We start from the raw sequence: 16,532 nt of genomic DNA on the forward strand, positions 1-16,532 counted from the left end.
CTTCAGACTGGTGACGGAAGGGAACCGTGCACACCGTGAAGGACTTCGAGGCGATCGACTTCTTCCAGGACGACGAAGTCGTCGCGGACCCCTATCCCTACTTGGCGGCCCTGCGCGGGAAGTGCCCGGTGCAACGGGAGAGCCATCACGACGTGACGATGGTGACCGGGTACGACGAGGCGATCCAGGTCCTCAACGACCCCGACACCTACTCGTCCTGCCTCTCGGTGACCGGCCCCTTCCCCGGGTTCCCGGTCCCGCTCGTGGGCGACGACGTGAGCGCGCTGATCGAGCAGTACCGCGACCGGCTCCCGATGAGCGACCAGTTGCCGACGCTCGACCCGCCCATGCACACGGACCACCGCGGACTGCTGATGCGGCTGATCACCCCGCGTCGCCTCAAGGAGAACGAGGCGTCGATGTGGCACCTCGCCGACGCCCAGTTGGACGCGTATCTCGCCGCCGGCGAGGGCGACTTCATCAGCGGATTCGCCGGCCCGTTCACCCTGAGGGTCATCGCCGACCTGCTCGGTGTGCCCGACGAGGACCGCAACACGTTCGTCGAGGGCCTCGAGCACCAGCCGCGGGGCGGCATCGGGAGCACGGACGGCGAGGTGCAGCACTCGCCGCTGGAGTACCTGTACGGGCAGTTCTCGGCCTATGTCGAGGAGCGCCGCCGCGAACCCCGCGAGGACGTGATCACGGGTCTCGCCACCGCGACGTTCGCCGACGGCTCGACCCCCGACGTCGCCGACGTGGCCCGCGTCGCCACCAACCTCTTCGCGGCCGGCCAGGAGACCACCGTCCGGCTGCTGAGCAACGCGCTCAAGCTGATCGCCGAAGACCCCGGTCTGCAGCGGCTGTTGCGCGCCGAGCGCGACCGCATCCCGAACTTCATCGAGGAGACGCTGCGCACCGAGAGCCCCATCAAGGGCGACTTCCGGCTGTCCCGCGTCCCGTCCACGGTAGGCGGCGTCGACATCCCCGCCGGCACCACCCTCATGGTCCTCAACGGCGCCGCGAACCGCGACCCGCGCCACTTCGAGGAACCGGAGACCTTCGACCCGGCCCGCGCCAACGCCCGCCACCACCTCGCGTTCGGCCGCGGCCCCCACACCTGCCCCGGCGCCCCGCTCGCCCGCGCCGAGGCCCGGGTGGGCATCGAGCGCATGCTCGACCGTACGACGGACATCAGGATCTCGGAGAGCGTGCACGGCCCCGCCGACGCGCGGAACTTCCGTTACCTGCCGACGTACATCCTGCGCGGACTCACCCATCTCAACCTGGAGTTCACACTCGTCGAGGAGTCCGAGCCGTCCGAGGAGTCCGCCCGATGAAAGCCGTCGTGGACGCGGACCGTTGCCGGGGTCACGGGATCTGCTGGTCGATCTGCCCCGAGGTGTTCGACCTGACCGACGACGGGTACGCCGAGGTGCTGACCCCCGAGGTCCCCGCCGAGTACGAGGAACAGGTCCGCACCGCCATCGGCAGCTGCCCCGAGCGCGCGATCACAGTGAACTGAGGAGAACCGGATGCCCAAGGGGTACGTCATCCTGACCGAGTCCATCAAGGACCCGGCCGGGATGGACGCCTACAGCCGGGCGGCCGGTGCGTCGATGGCCGAGGGCGGCGCCTCCGTCCTCGCGGTCGACGGCCGGCCGCAGCTCCTCGAAGGCGAGTGGCACGGCGACCGGACCGTCGTTCTCGAATTTGAGAGCGTCGAAGCCGCGAGGGCCTGGTACGAGTCGGAGGCGTACGGGCGGGCGAAGCCCCTGCGGCAGGCCGCGGCCGACACGAACGCCGTGATCATCGCGGGCTTCGAGCCACCGTCCCGGGGCGCGTGAGAACGAACGAAGCATGGCCCCGGAAGGGTAATGCCATGGCCGGAAGGGTCGCCCGATCGCGACGGCAACCGTAATGTCACCTGGGTGTTGCCGTGGTGGAAGGGGTGCTCAATGACGACGGCCCGACACGAGGAGATTCTTGTCGCCGCGCTGGGGGTGTTCGCCGAGCGGGGCTACAAGAAGGCATCCATCGACGCCGTGGCCGAGCGCGCCGGCCTGACCCGACAGGGCGTGCTGCACTACTTCCCCAGCAAGAAGCGGCTTCTCCTCGCCCTCGTCCAACTCCGCGAGGACCTCGCCCGCGAACACCTGGCCGCCCTGCACGCGGACGCCGGCGAGGACCTGCCCGGGCTGCTTGCCGAGGTCATCACCTACGACCACAAGAATCCCGGTCTCGCCCAGATCCACAGCGTTCTCGTCGCCGAGGGCGTCACCGGCAGCGACGAGGCACAGCGGTTCTGCCACGACTACTACCGGTCGATCCAGGACCACACCGTCGAGCACCTCACCGCGCTCTACGGGGACCACGTACCCAGCGGCCTGACCCCCCGAGCCGCCGCCACCGCCGTGGTGGCGATGCTCGAAGGGGTCCAGCAGCAGTGGATGCTCGACGAGGAGCAGACCGACTACCCCGAGATCATCCGCGATGTCATGGGCGTGCTGCTCGGGCCCACGCCTGTATGAAATCGGCCATCGCGGTGACGCTCTCCGGATGCAGACTCACCCCGTCCGGCCGTACCCGGAGATCCACCGTGACACCGGAGTGCGCCGCGCGGGCCGCGAACGACAGGGAGTCGTCCAGCAGCGGATCGGTACCGGCGACCAGGAGCTGGATCGGCGGCAGCCCGTGCAGGTTGGCGTGCAGCGGGCTCAGCAGCGGGTTGGTCCGGTCGGCGCCACCCGCGAACCGGGCGGCGTGCAACCGGAGTTCGTCGATGTCGAAGCCCGGATCGGCGGCCGCGTTGAACAGCAGACTCGGTGCGTCCAGCGTCAGATCGAGCAGCGCCGACATCAGCACGGCGCAGTCCGGCTCCGGCGCCCCCATGTCCCGCAGCCGCACCAGCAGCGAGGCCGCGAGCCCGGCCCCCAACCGCTCACCGGCCAGCGCCACCGGACCGCGGGCCTGACACGAGCTGTATACGGCGTGCACGTCGTCCAACGCCCCCGGGAACGACGACCGGTACCGCGGGCACACCACAACTGCCCCTGTCCGCAGGGCGAGTCGCTCGGCCAGGTCCACCGCCGACTCCGGCGAACCCGACAACTGCCGGTCTCCGTGCAGATACAGGATGACGAGATCGCTCGCGTCCGGCGGCCGTACGATCGGCCCCACCGGGCTCGACTCGACCCGCACCCGCCCGTCGCCGGCCGCCGCACGGTCCGTGTCCGCCCGTACGTCGGTCAGGTCGGTGCCCGCTCCGTTCGCCCCAACTCGTGTGTCACCCACGGGACATCACCCTCTCCGCTGCCTGCCAGTGCTCGTCGGACACCCACAGGCGGGCGAAGGCGCGGGCCGCCTCCTCCTCCGGGAAGGCTCCGCTCATCACGCGTTTGATCTCCCGTGCCGGATTGGTCGCGAGGGATCTGGCCAGGGTGCGCCAGCCCTCGGCGAACTCGGCGCGCGGCAGCACCAGTTCGAGCAGTCCGACGCGCTGGGCCTCGGCCGCGTCGAGGACCGTCCCGGCACCGGCGAGCATCAACGCCCGCCCTTTGCCGACGAGTTGGGCCAGGCGCTCGGCGCCGCCCCACGCGGGCATGATGGCCAGGGCCACCTGGTTGAAGCCGATCCTGATGTCGTCGGCGGCGACCCGGATGTCGGCGGCCACCGCGACCTCGGCGCCGCCGCCGAACGCGTGCCCGTTCAACGCGGCGATCACCGGTCCCGGGAAGGCCGCGATGCGATCGCAGATCCCCCTCATCCGCAGGGCCATGGCCATCGCGTCCTCCTCGGTCCGGATCGCACTCAGCTGTTTCAGGTCCCCGCCGGAGACGAACGCCCGGTCGCCGGCACCGGTGATGACCAGGGCCTTGGCGCCCGCGGCCGCGTCGAGCGCCTTGTCGAGTTCGTCCATCGTGGTCGGGGCGATGGCGTTGCGGGCGTGCGGCCGGTCGATGGTGACGACCGCCAGGCCCTCGTCGAGTTCGAGATCTACGTCCATGGCCTCAGTCCTCGTATTCGACAGTGACGTGCGGTGTGGTCGGCTCGCCCTGGCAGGTCAGGACCCAGCCCTCGGCGATCTCGTCCTCGTCGAGCGCGTTGTTGACGCGCATCTTGGCCTCGCCCGCGGTGACTTGGGCGATGCAGGTGGCGCAGTTGCCCGCCTCGCAGGAGAACGGCGGGGCCAGACCTGCCCGACGCGCGCTCTCCAGAAACGTCTCGCCGGAGCGCTGCGCGAGCGTGTGCCGCTTGCCGGAGAGCACGAGCGTGAGGGTGCCGTCCTGTTCGGCGGGTTCCTCGGATTCCTGCTCGGGGTTCTCGTGGAGCGGCTGATCGGCGGCGGTCTGCGCGAACCGCTCGACGAAGATCCGCTCCGGGGCGACCCCGTGGGCGAGAAGCGCGTTCTCCACCAACTCCATGAAGGGCGCGGGACCACAGAGGTAGAAATCCGCGTCCGTGTCGCCGCCCGCGAACTCCCGCACCTGGTCCGCGGCGACGAACCCCTGCCGGTCGTCGAGATGGTGCCGGACTTCGAACCGTCCCGGATACCGCTCGGCCAACTCGCCCAGCGCGGCGGCGAAGATGACGGAACCGGCGTCCCGGTCGGCGGCCAGGACTCGCACCGGACGCCCGGTCCCGGCCAGCGCCGATTTGGCGAGCGACAGGATCGGTGTGATCCCGCTGCCCCCGCAGAACGCCACCACCGGAGCCGCGAACTCCCTTGCCCCGCCTGCCTCGTCGTCCTCTCGCAGACAGAACACCCCTGCGGGCAGCGTGGTTTCGACGACGTCACCGGGCGCCAGATGGTCGTGCATCCAGTTGGACACCAGACCCCCCGGAACCCGCTTCACCGTCGTCATCAGCTCGGTGTCCGTCTCCGGCGAACTGGACATGGAGTAACTGCGCAGCGTGCCACAGGCCTTGATCGTCACGAACTGGCCCGCCCGGTACGGGAAGGGCGCGTCGAGTACGTACGTCCGTGTGTCGGGCGTCTCCTGGATGATCCGTGTGATCCGCACCGGGTGGAACCCGTGGTCTCGTCCCATGTATGGAATTTACCTTCTCGCTCTGAGAGAGTGCAATTCTCAATGACGAGAGGAAGTTCCTGTCGTGCGAACGATCCCCGCTGAACTCGTCAACCGCTATGAGGCGGAGGGCTGGTGGACCAGTGAGACGATCGGTGACCTGCTGGCGCGGGGACTGGCGGCCGCCCCGGGGGCCGCGTTCCGCGTGCACTCGGCGGTGCGACCCTGGGAGGGGACCTTCGGAGACGTCGAACTGACGGCCCGCCGACTGGCCGCCGGACTGCGCGAGCGGGGCATCGGCCCCGGTGACGTCGTGGCACTCCAACTGCCCAACTGGATGGAGGCGGCGGCGGTCTTCTGGGCGTCGGCCTTCCTCGGCGCGGTCGTGGTGCCGATCGTCCACTTCTACGGCCGCAAGGAAGTCGGCTACATCCTCGACACGGTCCAGCCCAAGGTCTTCGTCACCGCCGAACGGTTCGGGCACCTGCACCACGACCCCGAGCTGAGCGCGAAGATCCCCGTGGTCGGCGTCGTAGGGCGGGACTTCGACGAACTGCTCGCCGACGAACCGCTCGTCGGCGTGGTACCGACGGACCCGTCCGGACCCGCGCTGATCGCCTTCACCTCCGGAACGACCCGCGACCCCAAGGGAGTTGTGCACAGCCACCGCACCCTGGGCTTCGAGACCCGCCAACTCGCCGGCCGTTACCCGCCCGACCGGGGTGACCAGCTCACCTCCGCGCCCGTCGGCCACTTCATCGGCATGGTGAACGCCTTCCTGATCCCCGTCCTCGACGGCAGCCCGGTGAACCTCGCCGACACCTGGGACCCGGGCCTCGCCCTGGCGTTGATGGCCCGCGACGGCCTGACCGTCGGAGGCGGCGCCGCTTACTACATGACGAGCCTCCTCGACCACCCCGACTTCACGCCCGGCCACCTCACGCGCATGAAGTACGCGGGCCTCGGCGGCGCCGCCGTACCGAACGCGGTGACCAGACGCCTCGCCGACCTCGGCATCACGGTCTTCCGCGCCTACGGCAGCACCGAGCACCCCTCGATCACCGCCTCGGCCCACACCGCGCCCGAGGACAAGCGGCTCTACACCGACGGGGACGCGCTCGACGGGGTGGAGATCCGGCTCGCCGAGGACGGCGAGATCCTCAGCCGCGGCCCGGACCTGTGCCTCGGCTACACCGACCCGGCCCTCACCGAGCGCGCCTTCGACGAGGACGGCTGGTACCGCACCGGCGACATCGGTGAGTTCGACGAGGACGGCTACCTGACCATCACCGACCGCAAGGCGGACATCATCATCCGCGGCGGCGAGAACATCGGCGCACTGGAGGTGGAGGAGGTTCTCCTCGCTCTGCCGGCCGTCGCCGAGGCCGCGGTCGTGGCCGCCCCGGACGCCCGCCTCGGAGAGCGCGCGGCAGCCGTCCTGCGACTGCGGCCCGGCCACCCCGAACCCACCCTCGACGACCTGCGCGTCCACTTCGCCGCGGCGGGCCTGGCCCGGCAGAAGTGGCCGGAGGAACTGCACCTCGTCGAGGACTTCCCGCGGACCGCCAGCGGCAAGGTCCGGAAGTTCGTTCTCCGCAAGGATATTGCCGCCCATCAGGAGTGAGAATAGGATTCTCGCAATCTGCGAAGGAGGATCTCATGCCATCGCGCGTGCCGCCGTATCCACTGTTCGACGCGGACAACCACCTGTACGAGACGGAGGATGCGCTCACCCGGTACCTGCCCAAGCAGTACGCGAGCGCCATCCAGTACGTGCAGGTGAAGGGCCGTACGAAGATCGCCATCCGCGGTCAGATCAGCGACTACATCCCCAACCCCACTTTCGAGGTCGTCGCCCGGCCCGGCGCGTGGGAGGACTACTTCCGCGAGGGGAACCCGGAGGGCAAGTCCCACCGGGAGCTGTTCGGCGAGCCGATGCGGTCGATCCCCGCGTTCCGCGAGCCCGGGCCGCGCCTGGCGCTCATGGACGACCTGGGCATCCAGCAGACCCTGATGTTCCCGACGCTCGCCAGCCTCGTCGAGGAACGGATGCGGGACGACCCGGAGTTGATCCACGTCGTCGTCCACGCCCTCAACCAATGGCTGCACGAGACCTGGCAGTTCAACTACAAGAACCGCATTTTCACCACCCCGGTGATCAGCCTGCCGATCCTGGACAAGGCGATCGCCGAACTGGAGTGGTGCCTGGAGCGCGGAGCGCGCGCCATCCTCGTCCGGCCCGCCCCGGTCCCCGGCTACGGCGGGTCGCGGTCCTTCGCGCTGCCGGAGTTCGACCCGTTCTGGAAGCGGGTCGAGGAAGCGGGCGTGCTGGTCGCCATGCACTCCTCCGACAGCGGCTACTCGCGCTACTCCAGCGACTGGGAGGGCAAGAGCCAGGAGATGACGCCGTTCCAGGCGCAGGTCTTCCGGATGATGTCCGAGTGGCGCCCGGTCACCGACGCGGTCGCGTCCTGGGTCTGCCACGGAGCCCTGTTCCGCTTCCCGGAACTGAAGGTCTCGGTCATCGAGAACGGCTCTTCCTGGCTACTGCCGCTGCTCGACCAACTGGGCAGCACCTACAAGAAGCAGCCGAAAGGCTTCCTCGGCGACCCGGTCGAAGAGGTCAGGAACCGCATCCACATCAGCCCGTTCTGGGAGGAGGACATGGCCGCGCTCTCCGAGGTCGTCGGCGTCGAGCGCGTCCTGTTCGGGTCCGACTACCCGCACCCCGAGGGGCTGGCCGACCCGGTCTCCTACATCGACGCGATCCAGGGCATGAAGGAGGCCGACCAGGCCAAGATCATGGGCGGCAACCTCGCCCGGTTGATCGGCGTATGACCTGGGAGAGCATCCCGCAGATGGTGCTGAGCGCGGCCGACCGCTTCGGTGACGCCGAAGCCGTGGTGGACGGCCCGCTCCGCCTCACGTTCACCGAGCTGGTCGAGCGGGTGCGTGTGGCTGCGGGTGCGTTCGCGTCGGCCGGGGTGGAGCAGGGCGACCGGGTCGCGATCTGGGGGCCGAACTCCGCGGAGTGGATCGTCGCCGCCTTCGGTCTCATGACCGCGGGCGGTGTGGTGGTGCCCGTCAACACCCGGTTCAAGGCGGACGAGGCGCACGACATCATCGTTCGCAGCGGTGCGAAGGCCGTTCTCATTCAGGAGGGTTTCCTGGGCCTGGACTTCGAGGCACCGCCCGGGGTGCCGGTCATCGACCTCAAGTCCGGCTTCCTGGCGAGCGGTTCACCTTTCGAGCGGAAGGTCACCGGCGACCAGGTCAGCGACATCGTCTTCACCTCGGGCACCACCGGCCGGCCCAAGGGCGTCCTGATGACCCACGCCCAGACACTCCGGCTGTACGCCGAGTGGTGCGACCTGGCCGGGGTCAGGGAGGGCGACCGCTACCTGATCGTCAACCCGTTCTTCCACATCTTCGGCTTCAAGGCGGGCATGGTCGCCTCGCTCATCCGCGGCATGACCATCCTCCCCGTACCCGTCTTCGACGTGGACACCGTCCTCGACCTGGTCGAGCGCGAGAAGGTGACGGTCCTGCCCGGCCCGCCCACGCTCTACCACTCCCTGCTCACCGACCGCGGCACAAGAGACCTGTCCTCACTGCGAGTTGCGGTCACCGGGTCCGCCGACATCCCCGTCGAACTGATCCGCCGGGTGATGACCGAACTCCCCTTCACCTCGATCATGACCGGTTACGGCCTGACCGAGGCGGGCACCGCCACCGCCACCCGACCCGGCGACTCCTTCGAGGACATCGCGACCACCGTAGGCACCCCCTGCGACGGCGTCGAGGTCCAAGTCGCCGACGACGGGGAGGTGTTGGTCCGCGGCTACAGCGTGATGCGCGGTTACTTCAACGACCCCGACGCCACCGCCGAAGCCATCGACGAGGACGGCTGGCTGCACACCGGGGACCTCGGCACGCTCGACGAGCGCGGCTACCTGAGGATCGTCGGACGCAAGAAGGACATGTTCATCGTCGGCGGCTTCAACGCCTACCCGGCCGAGATCGAGGGCTTCCTGATGGAACACCCGGCGGTCGCCCAGGCCGCCGTCATCGGCGTCCCCGACGAACGGATGGGACAGGTCGGCAAGGCCTTCGTCGTCCTCCGACAGCCGCTGACCGCCGACGAGTTGATCGAGTGGAGCCGGCTCCGCATGGCCGGGTTCAAGGTGCCCCGGACCGTGGAGTTCCGCACGGAACTGCCACTGAACGCCACCGGAAAAGTGATGAAGGACCTCCTGCGATGACGCCTCCCACACCGCCCCAGGGCGACGACCTCGTCCGGACCGCGTCCGGCCTGCCCCTCAAACCGGTCTACGGCCCCGACGACGTCGACACCCCGCCGCCCGCGCCGGGCAACTTCCCCTTCACACGCGGCAATTACGCCACCGGCTACCGGGGACGGCTGTGGACACTGCGCCAGTACTCCGGCTTCGGCACCGCCGAATCCTCCAACCGCCGCTACCACTACCTCCTCCGACAGGGCGGCACCGGACTCTCCGTGGCGCTCGACCTGCCCACGCAGTGCGGCTACGACTCCGACGATCCCGAAGTGGCCGAGGAGGTGGGCCGGGTGGGCGTCGCCGTCGACACGCTCGCCGACGCCGAGGTCCTCTTCGAGGGCATCCCCCTCGACAGGATCAGCACCAGCTTCACCATCAACGGCACCGCCGCGATCCTGCTCGCCTTCTACGTCGCCGCGGCCGAACGGGCGGGCGTGCCCCGGGCGAAACTCACCGGGACGATCCAGAACGACATCCTCAAGGAGTACGCGTCCAGGGGCACTTGGATCTGGCCGGCCGAACCGTCGCTGCGGCTCATCGCCGACACCATCGAGTTCTGCGCGGCCGAAGTGCCGCGCTTCAACGCGATCTCGGTCGCCGGCTCGCACTTCCGCGACGCCGGCGCCAACGCCGTACAGGAGATGGCCTTCACACTCGCGGACGGGGTCACCTACTGCGACACGGTGCTGGCCCGCGGCCGTATGACGATCGATCAGTTCGCCCCGCAGGTCTCCTTCTTCTTCTACACGCACGGCGACTTCTTCGAGGAGGTCGCCAAGTACCGTGCCGGACGCAGGCGTTGGGCCACCATCGTGCGCGAGCGGTACGGAGCGGACAGCGACAAGGCGGCCATGTTCCGCTTCGGCTGCGTCGCCGGAGGCGCCTCCCTCTACGCGCCCCAGGCACAGAACAACACCGTCCGCGTCGCCTACGAGGCACTCGCCTCGGTCCTCGGCGGAGTCCAGTCGATGTTCACGGCCGCCTGGGACGAACCGTTCGCCCTGCCCAGCGAGGAGTCGGCGACACTCGCCCTGCGCACCCAGCAGATTCTCGCTCATGAGACGGGCGTCACCAGGGTCGCGGACCCGCTCGGTGGCTCGTACTTCGTCGAGGCGCTCACCGACGCCACCGAGGCCCGCATCGTCGAGATCATGGACGACCTGGAGCGCTACGGCGGCATGGTCCGCGCCATCGAGGACGGCTATCTGCAGACCCTCATCGCCGACGAGGCCTACCAGTTGCACCGCGAGGTCGAGGCCGGCACCCGCCCGGTCGTCGGCGTCAACCGTTTCGTGGCGGACGAACCCCCGCCCGACCTCGCCACGTACGAACTCGACGCGGAGGGCCGCGACCGGCAGCTGAAACGGCTCGCCGACGTCAAGGCCACCCGCGACGCCTCCGTCGTACGGCAGCGCCTCGCCGAACTGACCCGCGCCGCGGAAGGTACCGAGAACCTCATGCCCATCCTGATCGACTGCGCCAACGCCTACTGCACGGTCGGCGAGATGGTGGCCGCCCTCAAGGCGGTCTGGGGCGAGTTCCAGCAACCGGTGGTGTTCTGATGAAAGCCCGCGTACTGGTCGCCAAACCGGGGCTCGACGGACACGACCGCGGCGCCAAGATCGTCGCTCGGACCCTGCGCGACGCGGGCTTCGAGGTCATCTTCACCGGGATCCGGCAGCGCGTGGACGACATCGTGGCCGTCGCCGTCCAGGAGGACGTGGCCGTCGTCGGCCTCAGCATCCTCTCCGGCGCGCACCTCGCCCTGACCACCCGCGTGATCGAGGCACTGCGCGCCACGGGCGCCGAGGACATCGCCGTGGTCGTGGGCGGCACCATCCCGCCGGCCGACGTACCGAAGCTGCTCACCGCGGGAGCCGCCGCGGTCTTCCCCACGGGCACCCCGCTCGACGCCCTCGTGGCCAAGATGCGCGCCCTGACATCCGTCACCTCGCCATGACCCGGCGGCGACCCGAACACCTGGAGGCAGCGTGCGCATCGGAGTGATGATCGGGCCCGAGCGCGGGGACTCGGTCCGCAAGGTCACACGGATGATCGACGACGTGACATGGGCCGAGAAGGCGGGCTTCGACACCGTGTGGGTGCCGCAGATCCCGACCGACTTCGACGCGCTCACCGCGATCGCGCTGATGGGCGCGCGCACCGAGCGGATCGAACTCGGCACCGCCGTCGTCCCGTTGCAGGCCCAGCACCCCATCGCCCTTGCCCGGCAGGCGATTTCGGCCCAGGCAGCGGCAGGCGGACGGCTCGCCCTGGGGCTCGGCCCGTCCCACCACTGGATCATTCGGGACATGCTGGGTCTGCCGTACGAGAAACCGGCCGCCTTCACCCGGGACTACCTGGACGTCCTGGACGCCGCGTTCGGCGGAACGGACATGGTCGAGGTCGAGAACGGCACTTTCACCGTCCACAATCCGCTCACCCTCGCCCCGGTCTCCCCGCTGCCGGTCCTGATCGCGGCCCTCGGCCCGGTCATGCTGCGCCTCGCCGGGGAACGGGCCGACGGGACCGTGCTGTGGATGGCCGACGAACGCGCCGTCGCCGAACACGTCGTCCCCCGCATCACCAAGGCCGCCGAGAGCGCCGGACGCCCGGCACCGCGGATCGTCGCGGGCATCCCGGTCTGCCTGTGCAGTCCCGACCGGGTCGACGAGGCCCGCGAACGCGCCAACCGGATCCTCGGCGAGGCCGAGATCTCGCCCAACTACCAACGCGTTCTCGAATACGGCGACGCCCGCGACGTCGGAGACCTGTGCGCGGCGGGCGACGAGAACGCCATTGCCGCCCGCTTCAAGCGGTTCGCGGACGCCGGGGTCACCGACCTGTCCGTACGGCTGCTGCCCATCGGCGACAACCGCGACGAGCTGGTCGCCTCCAAGTACCGCACCCGCGACATGCTCGCCGCCCTCGCCGCGGACCTGCGATGACCGCCGGTCCGCTCGACGGCATCCGCATCCTGGAGGTCGGCCACATGCTGGCCGGCCCCTACGCCACGATGATGCTCGCCGACCTCGGCGCCGAGGTCACCAAGATCGAACCGCCCGGCGGGGACATCTCCCGACAGGTGAGCGACGCCTACTTCGCCAGCCTCAACCGCGGCAAGCGCAGCATCCGCCTCGACCTCACGACCGACGAAGGACAGGCCCGGCTCGGTGAACTCGTCGCCGACGCGCACGCGTTGCTCGTCAACCTCAAACCGTCGGCGATCCACCGACTGGGCCTGACCTACGACGTGCTGCGCAAGTGGAACGACCGGATCGTCTGCGTCGCGCTCACCGGCTACGGCCTGGACGCGGGCGACGAGCCCGCCTTCGACTACGTGGTCCAGGCCGCCACGGGAGTCGCCGCCCTCACCGGCGCCCCGGACGACCCGCCGACGCTGCCCGGTTACTCCTCGGCCGACAACTCCTCAGGCCTGACGGCCGCGTTGGGGCTCCTCGCCCAGATCGTCTCCGGGCAGGGTGGTCAAGTGGAGGTGTCGCTAAGGGATGTGATGCTCTCTCAGCTCAACTACCGTGCCTCCGCCTACCTCAACGAGGGCGTCGAACCGCGTCGGCTGCCGCTCGGCGCGCACTCCTACTACGTGCCGGCCCAGCTCTTTCCCACCGCCGAGGGCTACTTGGCGCTCTTCATCACCCACGACGGTTTCTGGAAATCCTTCGCCGCCGAGGCCGGTGTCCAGGGATTCCCCACCATGGCCGAACGCGCTGACCGCCGCGAGGAGGTGCTGGCCGCGGTGACGGATGCCCTGGCGGGTGACACCGCCGCGGCCTGGGAGGCGCGGCTGCGTCCGCTCGGGGTGCCGGCCGCCGCCGTACGCACGCTGCCGCAGGCGCTGGCGGCGACACCGGAGGCTGTGGTGACGGCCGGGGACTTCCGGCTGGTGCGCAGTTCCGTACGGGTCGAGGGCTACGAGCCGGACTACGGGCCGCCGCCCCGCCTGGGTGAGCATGACGTTTCCGGGGCGGTGGGCGAGTCGTGAGGGCGGAGGATCAGTTCCATCTCGGGCTTGTCGTCGAGGACTTCGAGGGGGTGCTGGCCGAGTTCTCGGCCGCGTTCGGGTACGAGTGGTGCGCCGAGATCGGCGGGGCCGTACCGCTGACGCTGCCGACCGGAAACGCCGTTCTCGACATCAGCTGCGCCTACTCCCGGACGGTGCCCCGGCTGGAGATCGTCCGCCGTGTCCCGGGAACGCTGTGGGAACCGGTGGCCGGTGGCGGTGTGCACCACGTCGGCTACTGGTCCGACGACGTCGCCGCGGACGCGGCCGAACTCACCGGGCAGGGCTTTGTGACCGAGGCGAGCCGGTCCGGCTCCGGCGGCGCGCCCTTCGCCTTCCTGCGCGGCCCGAGCGGTCTGCTCGTGGAACTCGTGGACCGGGTGGCGCGGCCGGGGCTGGAGAAGCTCTGGGGTCACGGAGGAGGAGACGCATGACCGCCGTAGGCATCGCGACCGGGGCCGGGCGTGGCATGGGACTGGCCTGCGCGCGGCGGCTCACCGAACTGGTGGACACCTTGCTGCTGGTGGACCGGGACGAGCTGGCCCTGACCGCCGCGGCGAAGGAACTGGCCGCCGCAGGCGGGGAGATCGAGGTCGAACCCTTCGTCCTCGACATCACCGACCGGGCCGGACTGTCCCGACTCACCGCCCGCGTCGCCGAGTTGGGCCCGCTGAGGGCCGTCTCCCATGCCGCCGGGATCTCGCCCACCATGGCCGACTGGCGGCGCATCTTCGAGGTCGACCTCGTCGGCACCGCACGCCTGGCCGAGGCACTCCGCCCGCTCGCCACCGAGGGGACCGCGTTGGTGTGCTTCGCCTCGATGGCCCCGCTCCTCGGCAACCTGGAGGCCGATCCCGCCGTGGCGGCGATCCTCGACGATCCGCTCCGGGACGACTTTCTCGACCGGCTGCGCGAGGCCCTCGGGCCCGCCGTGGAGAACACCGGTCTCGCGTACGCGTGGGCCAAGCACGGGGTGCACCGGTTCGTACGGCGGGAGGCGGTGCGGCTCGGGCCGTACGGTGCCCGGGTGTGTTCGGTCTCGCCGGGTGTCATCGACACCCCTCAGGGACAACAGGAGGCCTCGGCCCAGCCCGCCATGGCCGCTCTGGTGGAGCAGACGCCGCTCGGGCGGGTGGGCCGGGCCGAGGACGTCGCGGCTGCGGTGGCGTTCCTACTGTCGGACGAGGCCGCTTTCGTTTCCGGAATCGACGTTCTCGTCGACGGTGGGGTCTGTGCGGCGGTGCGAGAACGCGCCGGGCGGTGACCGGCCGGGGGATGCCGGAGGAGGCGCGCCGTGGAAGCAGCGCGCCTCCTCCTCAGCGCCGACGTCCGCTGCTGCGACGGGCGGACCAGCCGGACCCCACGCCGGCCGAATGCGCGGCGAGGAAGGCGAGCCCGAGAAGCATCAGGCTCGTCGAGCTGAAGACGATCTGGGTCGATGTCTCGGTGACACGGATGATGAAGGCGATGAAGAAGAGTGCGGCCGCCACGAATGCAAGCATCTGTTAACCCCTACGGATAGACGGCGCGCCACCGGTGATCCCGGTCGCTGCGCCGTTGTCTCCCGAGTGCCCCGGAAGATGCCGAACAGTCATGCGCATCCCAGGGAGCCCGCAGGCCAACTGCCTTTCAGGCAAGGGATTCCGAGCGCTGGACGGTTCCCGTGAGGCCGGTGGCGTCCTGGCCCGCGAGGAGGACCGCGGCCCGAGCCATCGCCTCCGGCGGCTCCACCATCTCCGGCGGGATCTCCCGGCCCCCGCCACCCGCCTGCCACCCTTCCGTGAGCACCACCCGTGACGGAGCAAGGCAGTTGACCGCGATGTTGTCCTGCTTCAAGTCGGCGGCGAGACCCAAGTAGAGACGCTCGACCGCCGCTTTGGACACCCAGTACGCGTTCGCGCCCCGGTCCGTCATGCCCACTCCGCCGGTCGTCACGGCCACCAGCGAACCACCGCCACGTGCGCGTACGTGCGGAATCACCGCCCGGGTCACCAGGAACACCCCGGTCAGATTGACGTCCAGCGACAACTTCCAGCGCTTGAGCGGCGTCGACTCGACCGGGCCCAGCCACAGCACCCCGGCATTGGCGATGAGAATGTCGATTCCGCCGAACTCCGCGACCGTGGCGGCGACGGCCGCGTCCACCGACGCCTCGTCGCTCACGTCACAGGGCACCGGCAGGGCACGTCCGCCCGCCGCGGTGATCCGGTCCGCGACCGAGTGGATCGTCCCGGGCAGCCGGCCCTCCTGCTCCGAACGCGCGGCTACGGCCACCGAGGCGCCCGCCTCCGCGAGCGCCACCGCGACCGTACGGCCGATGCCGCGGCTGGCGCCCGCGACGAACGCAACCTTGCCCTTCAACTGGCCATTCATGCCCGGCACCTGACTCATGCCGGTTACTTCGGCGGGAAGCGGAGGGCGCCGTCGAGACGGACGACCTCGCCGTTGAGATAGTCGTTCTCGACGATGTGCTGCACGAGACCCGCGTACTCGACCGGCAGCCCCATGCGCTTCGGGTACGGGATCTGCGGCCCCCAGTACGCCTCCAGCTGGTCGCCCGATTTGCCGTACGCCGGGGTGTTGAAGGTGCCCGGCGCGATCGTGACGACCCGGATGCCGAGCGGGGAGAGGTCGCGGGCGGCGACCAGGGTCATGCTGACGACCCCGCCCTTGGCCGCCGCGTAAGGGAGTTGGCCGATCTGGCCCTCGTACGCGGCGATCGAGGCCGTATTGACGATGACGCCCCGGCCGCCGTCCAGCGGCTCCTGGCGGGCGATCGCGGCGGCGGCCAGGCGCAGCACATTGAACACGCCGGTGAGATACACGTCGATCGTCGTGCGAAAGCCCGCGAGGTCGAGGGGTGAGCCGTCCTTGCCGACGAGCCGGCCACCGCTCGCCGGACCGCCGTGCGCGTCCACCGAGATCCGCAGCGGTCCCGCCGACTCCGCCTCGGCCAGGGCCGCTTGTACGTCGTCCTCCGAGGTGGCGTCGGTGCGCACGTAGCGGACACCCAGCTCCTGCTCCAGGGCCTTGCCCTTCTCGTCGGCCAGATCGGCGACGACGACCTTCACTCCCGCCGCGTGCAGTCGACGGACGGTGGCCTCGCCCAGGCCGCCCGCCCCGCCGACGACCACCGCGGAGCTCCCACTGATCTGCATCAAGGATTTCCTCTCTTGCGAACAGCGC

Annotated in this window: 19 protein-coding genes; 13 read left to right on the forward strand and 6 right to left on the reverse strand. The window is 70.0% G+C overall.

Translation table 11 applies throughout. The features are described 5' to 3' along the window. The first annotated feature begins 26 nt into the window (after positions 1–26). From OG504_RS49355 to OG504_RS49370, 4 genes are all read left to right on the forward strand, one after another. Entirely contained in the window at positions 27–1,337 is a 1,311-nt protein-coding gene (locus OG504_RS49355) for a cytochrome P450 (protein WP_405995696.1), read from the forward strand. After that, positions 1,334–1,522, forward strand: coding sequence for a ferredoxin (locus tag OG504_RS49360; RefSeq protein ID WP_405995697.1), 189 nt, complete (start codon positions 1,334–1,336; stop codon positions 1,520–1,522). The genes OG504_RS49355 and OG504_RS49360 overlap by 4 nt, the downstream gene beginning before the upstream one ends. 10 nt (positions 1,523–1,532) lie before the next feature. Continuing rightward, a complete protein-coding gene (locus OG504_RS49365; protein ID WP_405995698.1) occupies positions 1,533–1,844 on the forward strand; it encodes a DUF1330 domain-containing protein in 312 nt (103 codons plus the stop codon). 111 nt (positions 1,845–1,955) lie between these two features. Beyond that, entirely contained in the window at positions 1,956–2,528 is a 573-nt protein-coding gene (locus OG504_RS49370) for a TetR/AcrR family transcriptional regulator (protein WP_405995699.1), read from the forward strand. Here OG504_RS49370 and OG504_RS49375 read toward each other — a convergent pair. The 3 genes from OG504_RS49375 to OG504_RS49385 are packed head-to-tail and all read right to left on the reverse strand — an operon-like array spanning position 2,494 to position 5,048. Beyond that, the gene (locus OG504_RS49375) at positions 2,494–3,291 is read right to left on the reverse strand and encodes an alpha/beta hydrolase fold domain-containing protein (RefSeq protein ID WP_405995700.1); all 798 of its coding nucleotides are present in this window, start codon (positions 3,289–3,291) and stop codon (positions 2,494–2,496) included. The genes OG504_RS49370 and OG504_RS49375 overlap by 35 nt on opposite strands. Next, positions 3,284–4,003, reverse strand: coding sequence for an enoyl-CoA hydratase/isomerase family protein (locus OG504_RS49380; RefSeq protein WP_405995701.1), 720 nt, complete (start codon positions 4,001–4,003; stop codon positions 3,284–3,286). The genes OG504_RS49375 and OG504_RS49380 overlap by 8 nt, the downstream gene beginning before the upstream one ends. Positions 4,004–4,007: 4 nt before the next feature. Next, positions 4,008–5,048, reverse strand: a complete 1,041-nt coding sequence (locus tag OG504_RS49385) for a 2Fe-2S iron-sulfur cluster-binding protein (RefSeq protein WP_405995702.1) — start codon at positions 5,046–5,048, stop codon at positions 4,008–4,010. Between the two features lie 64 nt (positions 5,049–5,112). On the opposite strand from OG504_RS49385, the gene OG504_RS49390 reads away from it, so the two are divergent. From OG504_RS49390 to OG504_RS49430, 9 genes are read left to right on the forward strand one after another with little or no spacing between them, the layout of a single operon-like run. Continuing rightward, the gene (locus OG504_RS49390) at positions 5,113–6,651 is read left to right on the forward strand and encodes an AMP-binding protein (RefSeq protein ID WP_405995703.1); all 1,539 of its coding nucleotides are present in this window, start codon (positions 5,113–5,115) and stop codon (positions 6,649–6,651) included. A gap of 35 nt (positions 6,652–6,686) precedes the next feature. After that, positions 6,687–7,865, forward strand: a complete 1,179-nt coding sequence (locus tag OG504_RS49395; RefSeq protein ID WP_200676589.1) for an amidohydrolase family protein — start codon at positions 6,687–6,689, stop codon at positions 7,863–7,865. Then, entirely contained in the window at positions 7,862–9,289 is a 1,428-nt protein-coding gene (locus tag OG504_RS49400; protein WP_405995704.1) for a FadD3 family acyl-CoA ligase, read from the forward strand. The genes OG504_RS49395 and OG504_RS49400 overlap by 4 nt, the downstream gene beginning before the upstream one ends. After that, positions 9,286–10,887, forward strand: coding sequence for a methylmalonyl-CoA mutase family protein (locus OG504_RS49405; RefSeq protein ID WP_405995705.1), 1,602 nt, complete (start codon positions 9,286–9,288; stop codon positions 10,885–10,887). The genes OG504_RS49400 and OG504_RS49405 overlap by 4 nt, the downstream gene beginning before the upstream one ends. Beyond that, positions 10,887–11,285, forward strand: a complete 399-nt coding sequence (locus OG504_RS49410) for a cobalamin B12-binding domain-containing protein (RefSeq protein ID WP_405995706.1) — start codon at positions 10,887–10,889, stop codon at positions 11,283–11,285. The genes OG504_RS49405 and OG504_RS49410 overlap by 1 nt, the downstream gene beginning before the upstream one ends. A 31-nt stretch (positions 11,286–11,316) precedes the next feature. Beyond that, a complete protein-coding gene (locus OG504_RS49415) occupies positions 11,317–12,273 on the forward strand; it encodes an LLM class F420-dependent oxidoreductase (protein WP_405995707.1) in 957 nt (318 codons plus the stop codon). Continuing rightward, complete coding sequence (locus OG504_RS49420) at positions 12,270–13,328, forward strand: CaiB/BaiF CoA transferase family protein (protein WP_405995708.1); 1,059 nt, start codon at positions 12,270–12,272, stop codon at positions 13,326–13,328. Before OG504_RS49415 ends, OG504_RS49420 begins: the two co-directional genes overlap by 4 nt. Continuing rightward, positions 13,325–13,780 (forward strand): VOC family protein, encoded by a 456-nt coding sequence (locus OG504_RS49425; RefSeq protein WP_405995709.1) that lies wholly within the window; start codon positions 13,325–13,327, stop codon positions 13,778–13,780. Before OG504_RS49420 ends, OG504_RS49425 begins: the two co-directional genes overlap by 4 nt. Then, positions 13,777–14,610, forward strand: coding sequence for an SDR family oxidoreductase (locus tag OG504_RS49430; RefSeq protein WP_405995710.1), 834 nt, complete (start codon positions 13,777–13,779; stop codon positions 14,608–14,610). The genes OG504_RS49425 and OG504_RS49430 overlap by 4 nt, the downstream gene beginning before the upstream one ends. Before the next feature lie 52 nt (positions 14,611–14,662). Here the strand turns inward: OG504_RS49430 and OG504_RS49435 are convergent, their stop codons facing one another. The 3 genes from OG504_RS49435 to OG504_RS49445 all read right to left on the reverse strand — a co-directional run bounded on the left by OG504_RS49435 (position 14,663) and on the right by OG504_RS49445 (position 16,504). Then, positions 14,663–14,848: a hypothetical protein gene (locus OG504_RS49435; protein WP_328685609.1), complete on the reverse strand. Its 186-nt coding sequence runs from the start codon at positions 14,846–14,848 to the stop codon at positions 14,663–14,665. 127 nt (positions 14,849–14,975) lie between these two features. Further along, positions 14,976–15,719, reverse strand: coding sequence for an SDR family NAD(P)-dependent oxidoreductase (locus OG504_RS49440; RefSeq protein ID WP_405995711.1), 744 nt, complete (start codon positions 15,717–15,719; stop codon positions 14,976–14,978). 23 nt (positions 15,720–15,742) lie between these two features. Then, positions 15,743–16,504: an SDR family NAD(P)-dependent oxidoreductase gene (locus OG504_RS49445; RefSeq protein WP_405995712.1), complete on the reverse strand. Its 762-nt coding sequence runs from the start codon at positions 16,502–16,504 to the stop codon at positions 15,743–15,745. Between the last annotated feature and the right edge of the window lie 28 nt (positions 16,505–16,532).

The sequence above is a fragment of the Streptomyces sp. NBC_00986 genome, assembly GCF_045162565.1.
Classification (GTDB): Bacteria; Actinomycetota; Actinomycetes; order Streptomycetales; family Streptomycetaceae; genus Streptomyces.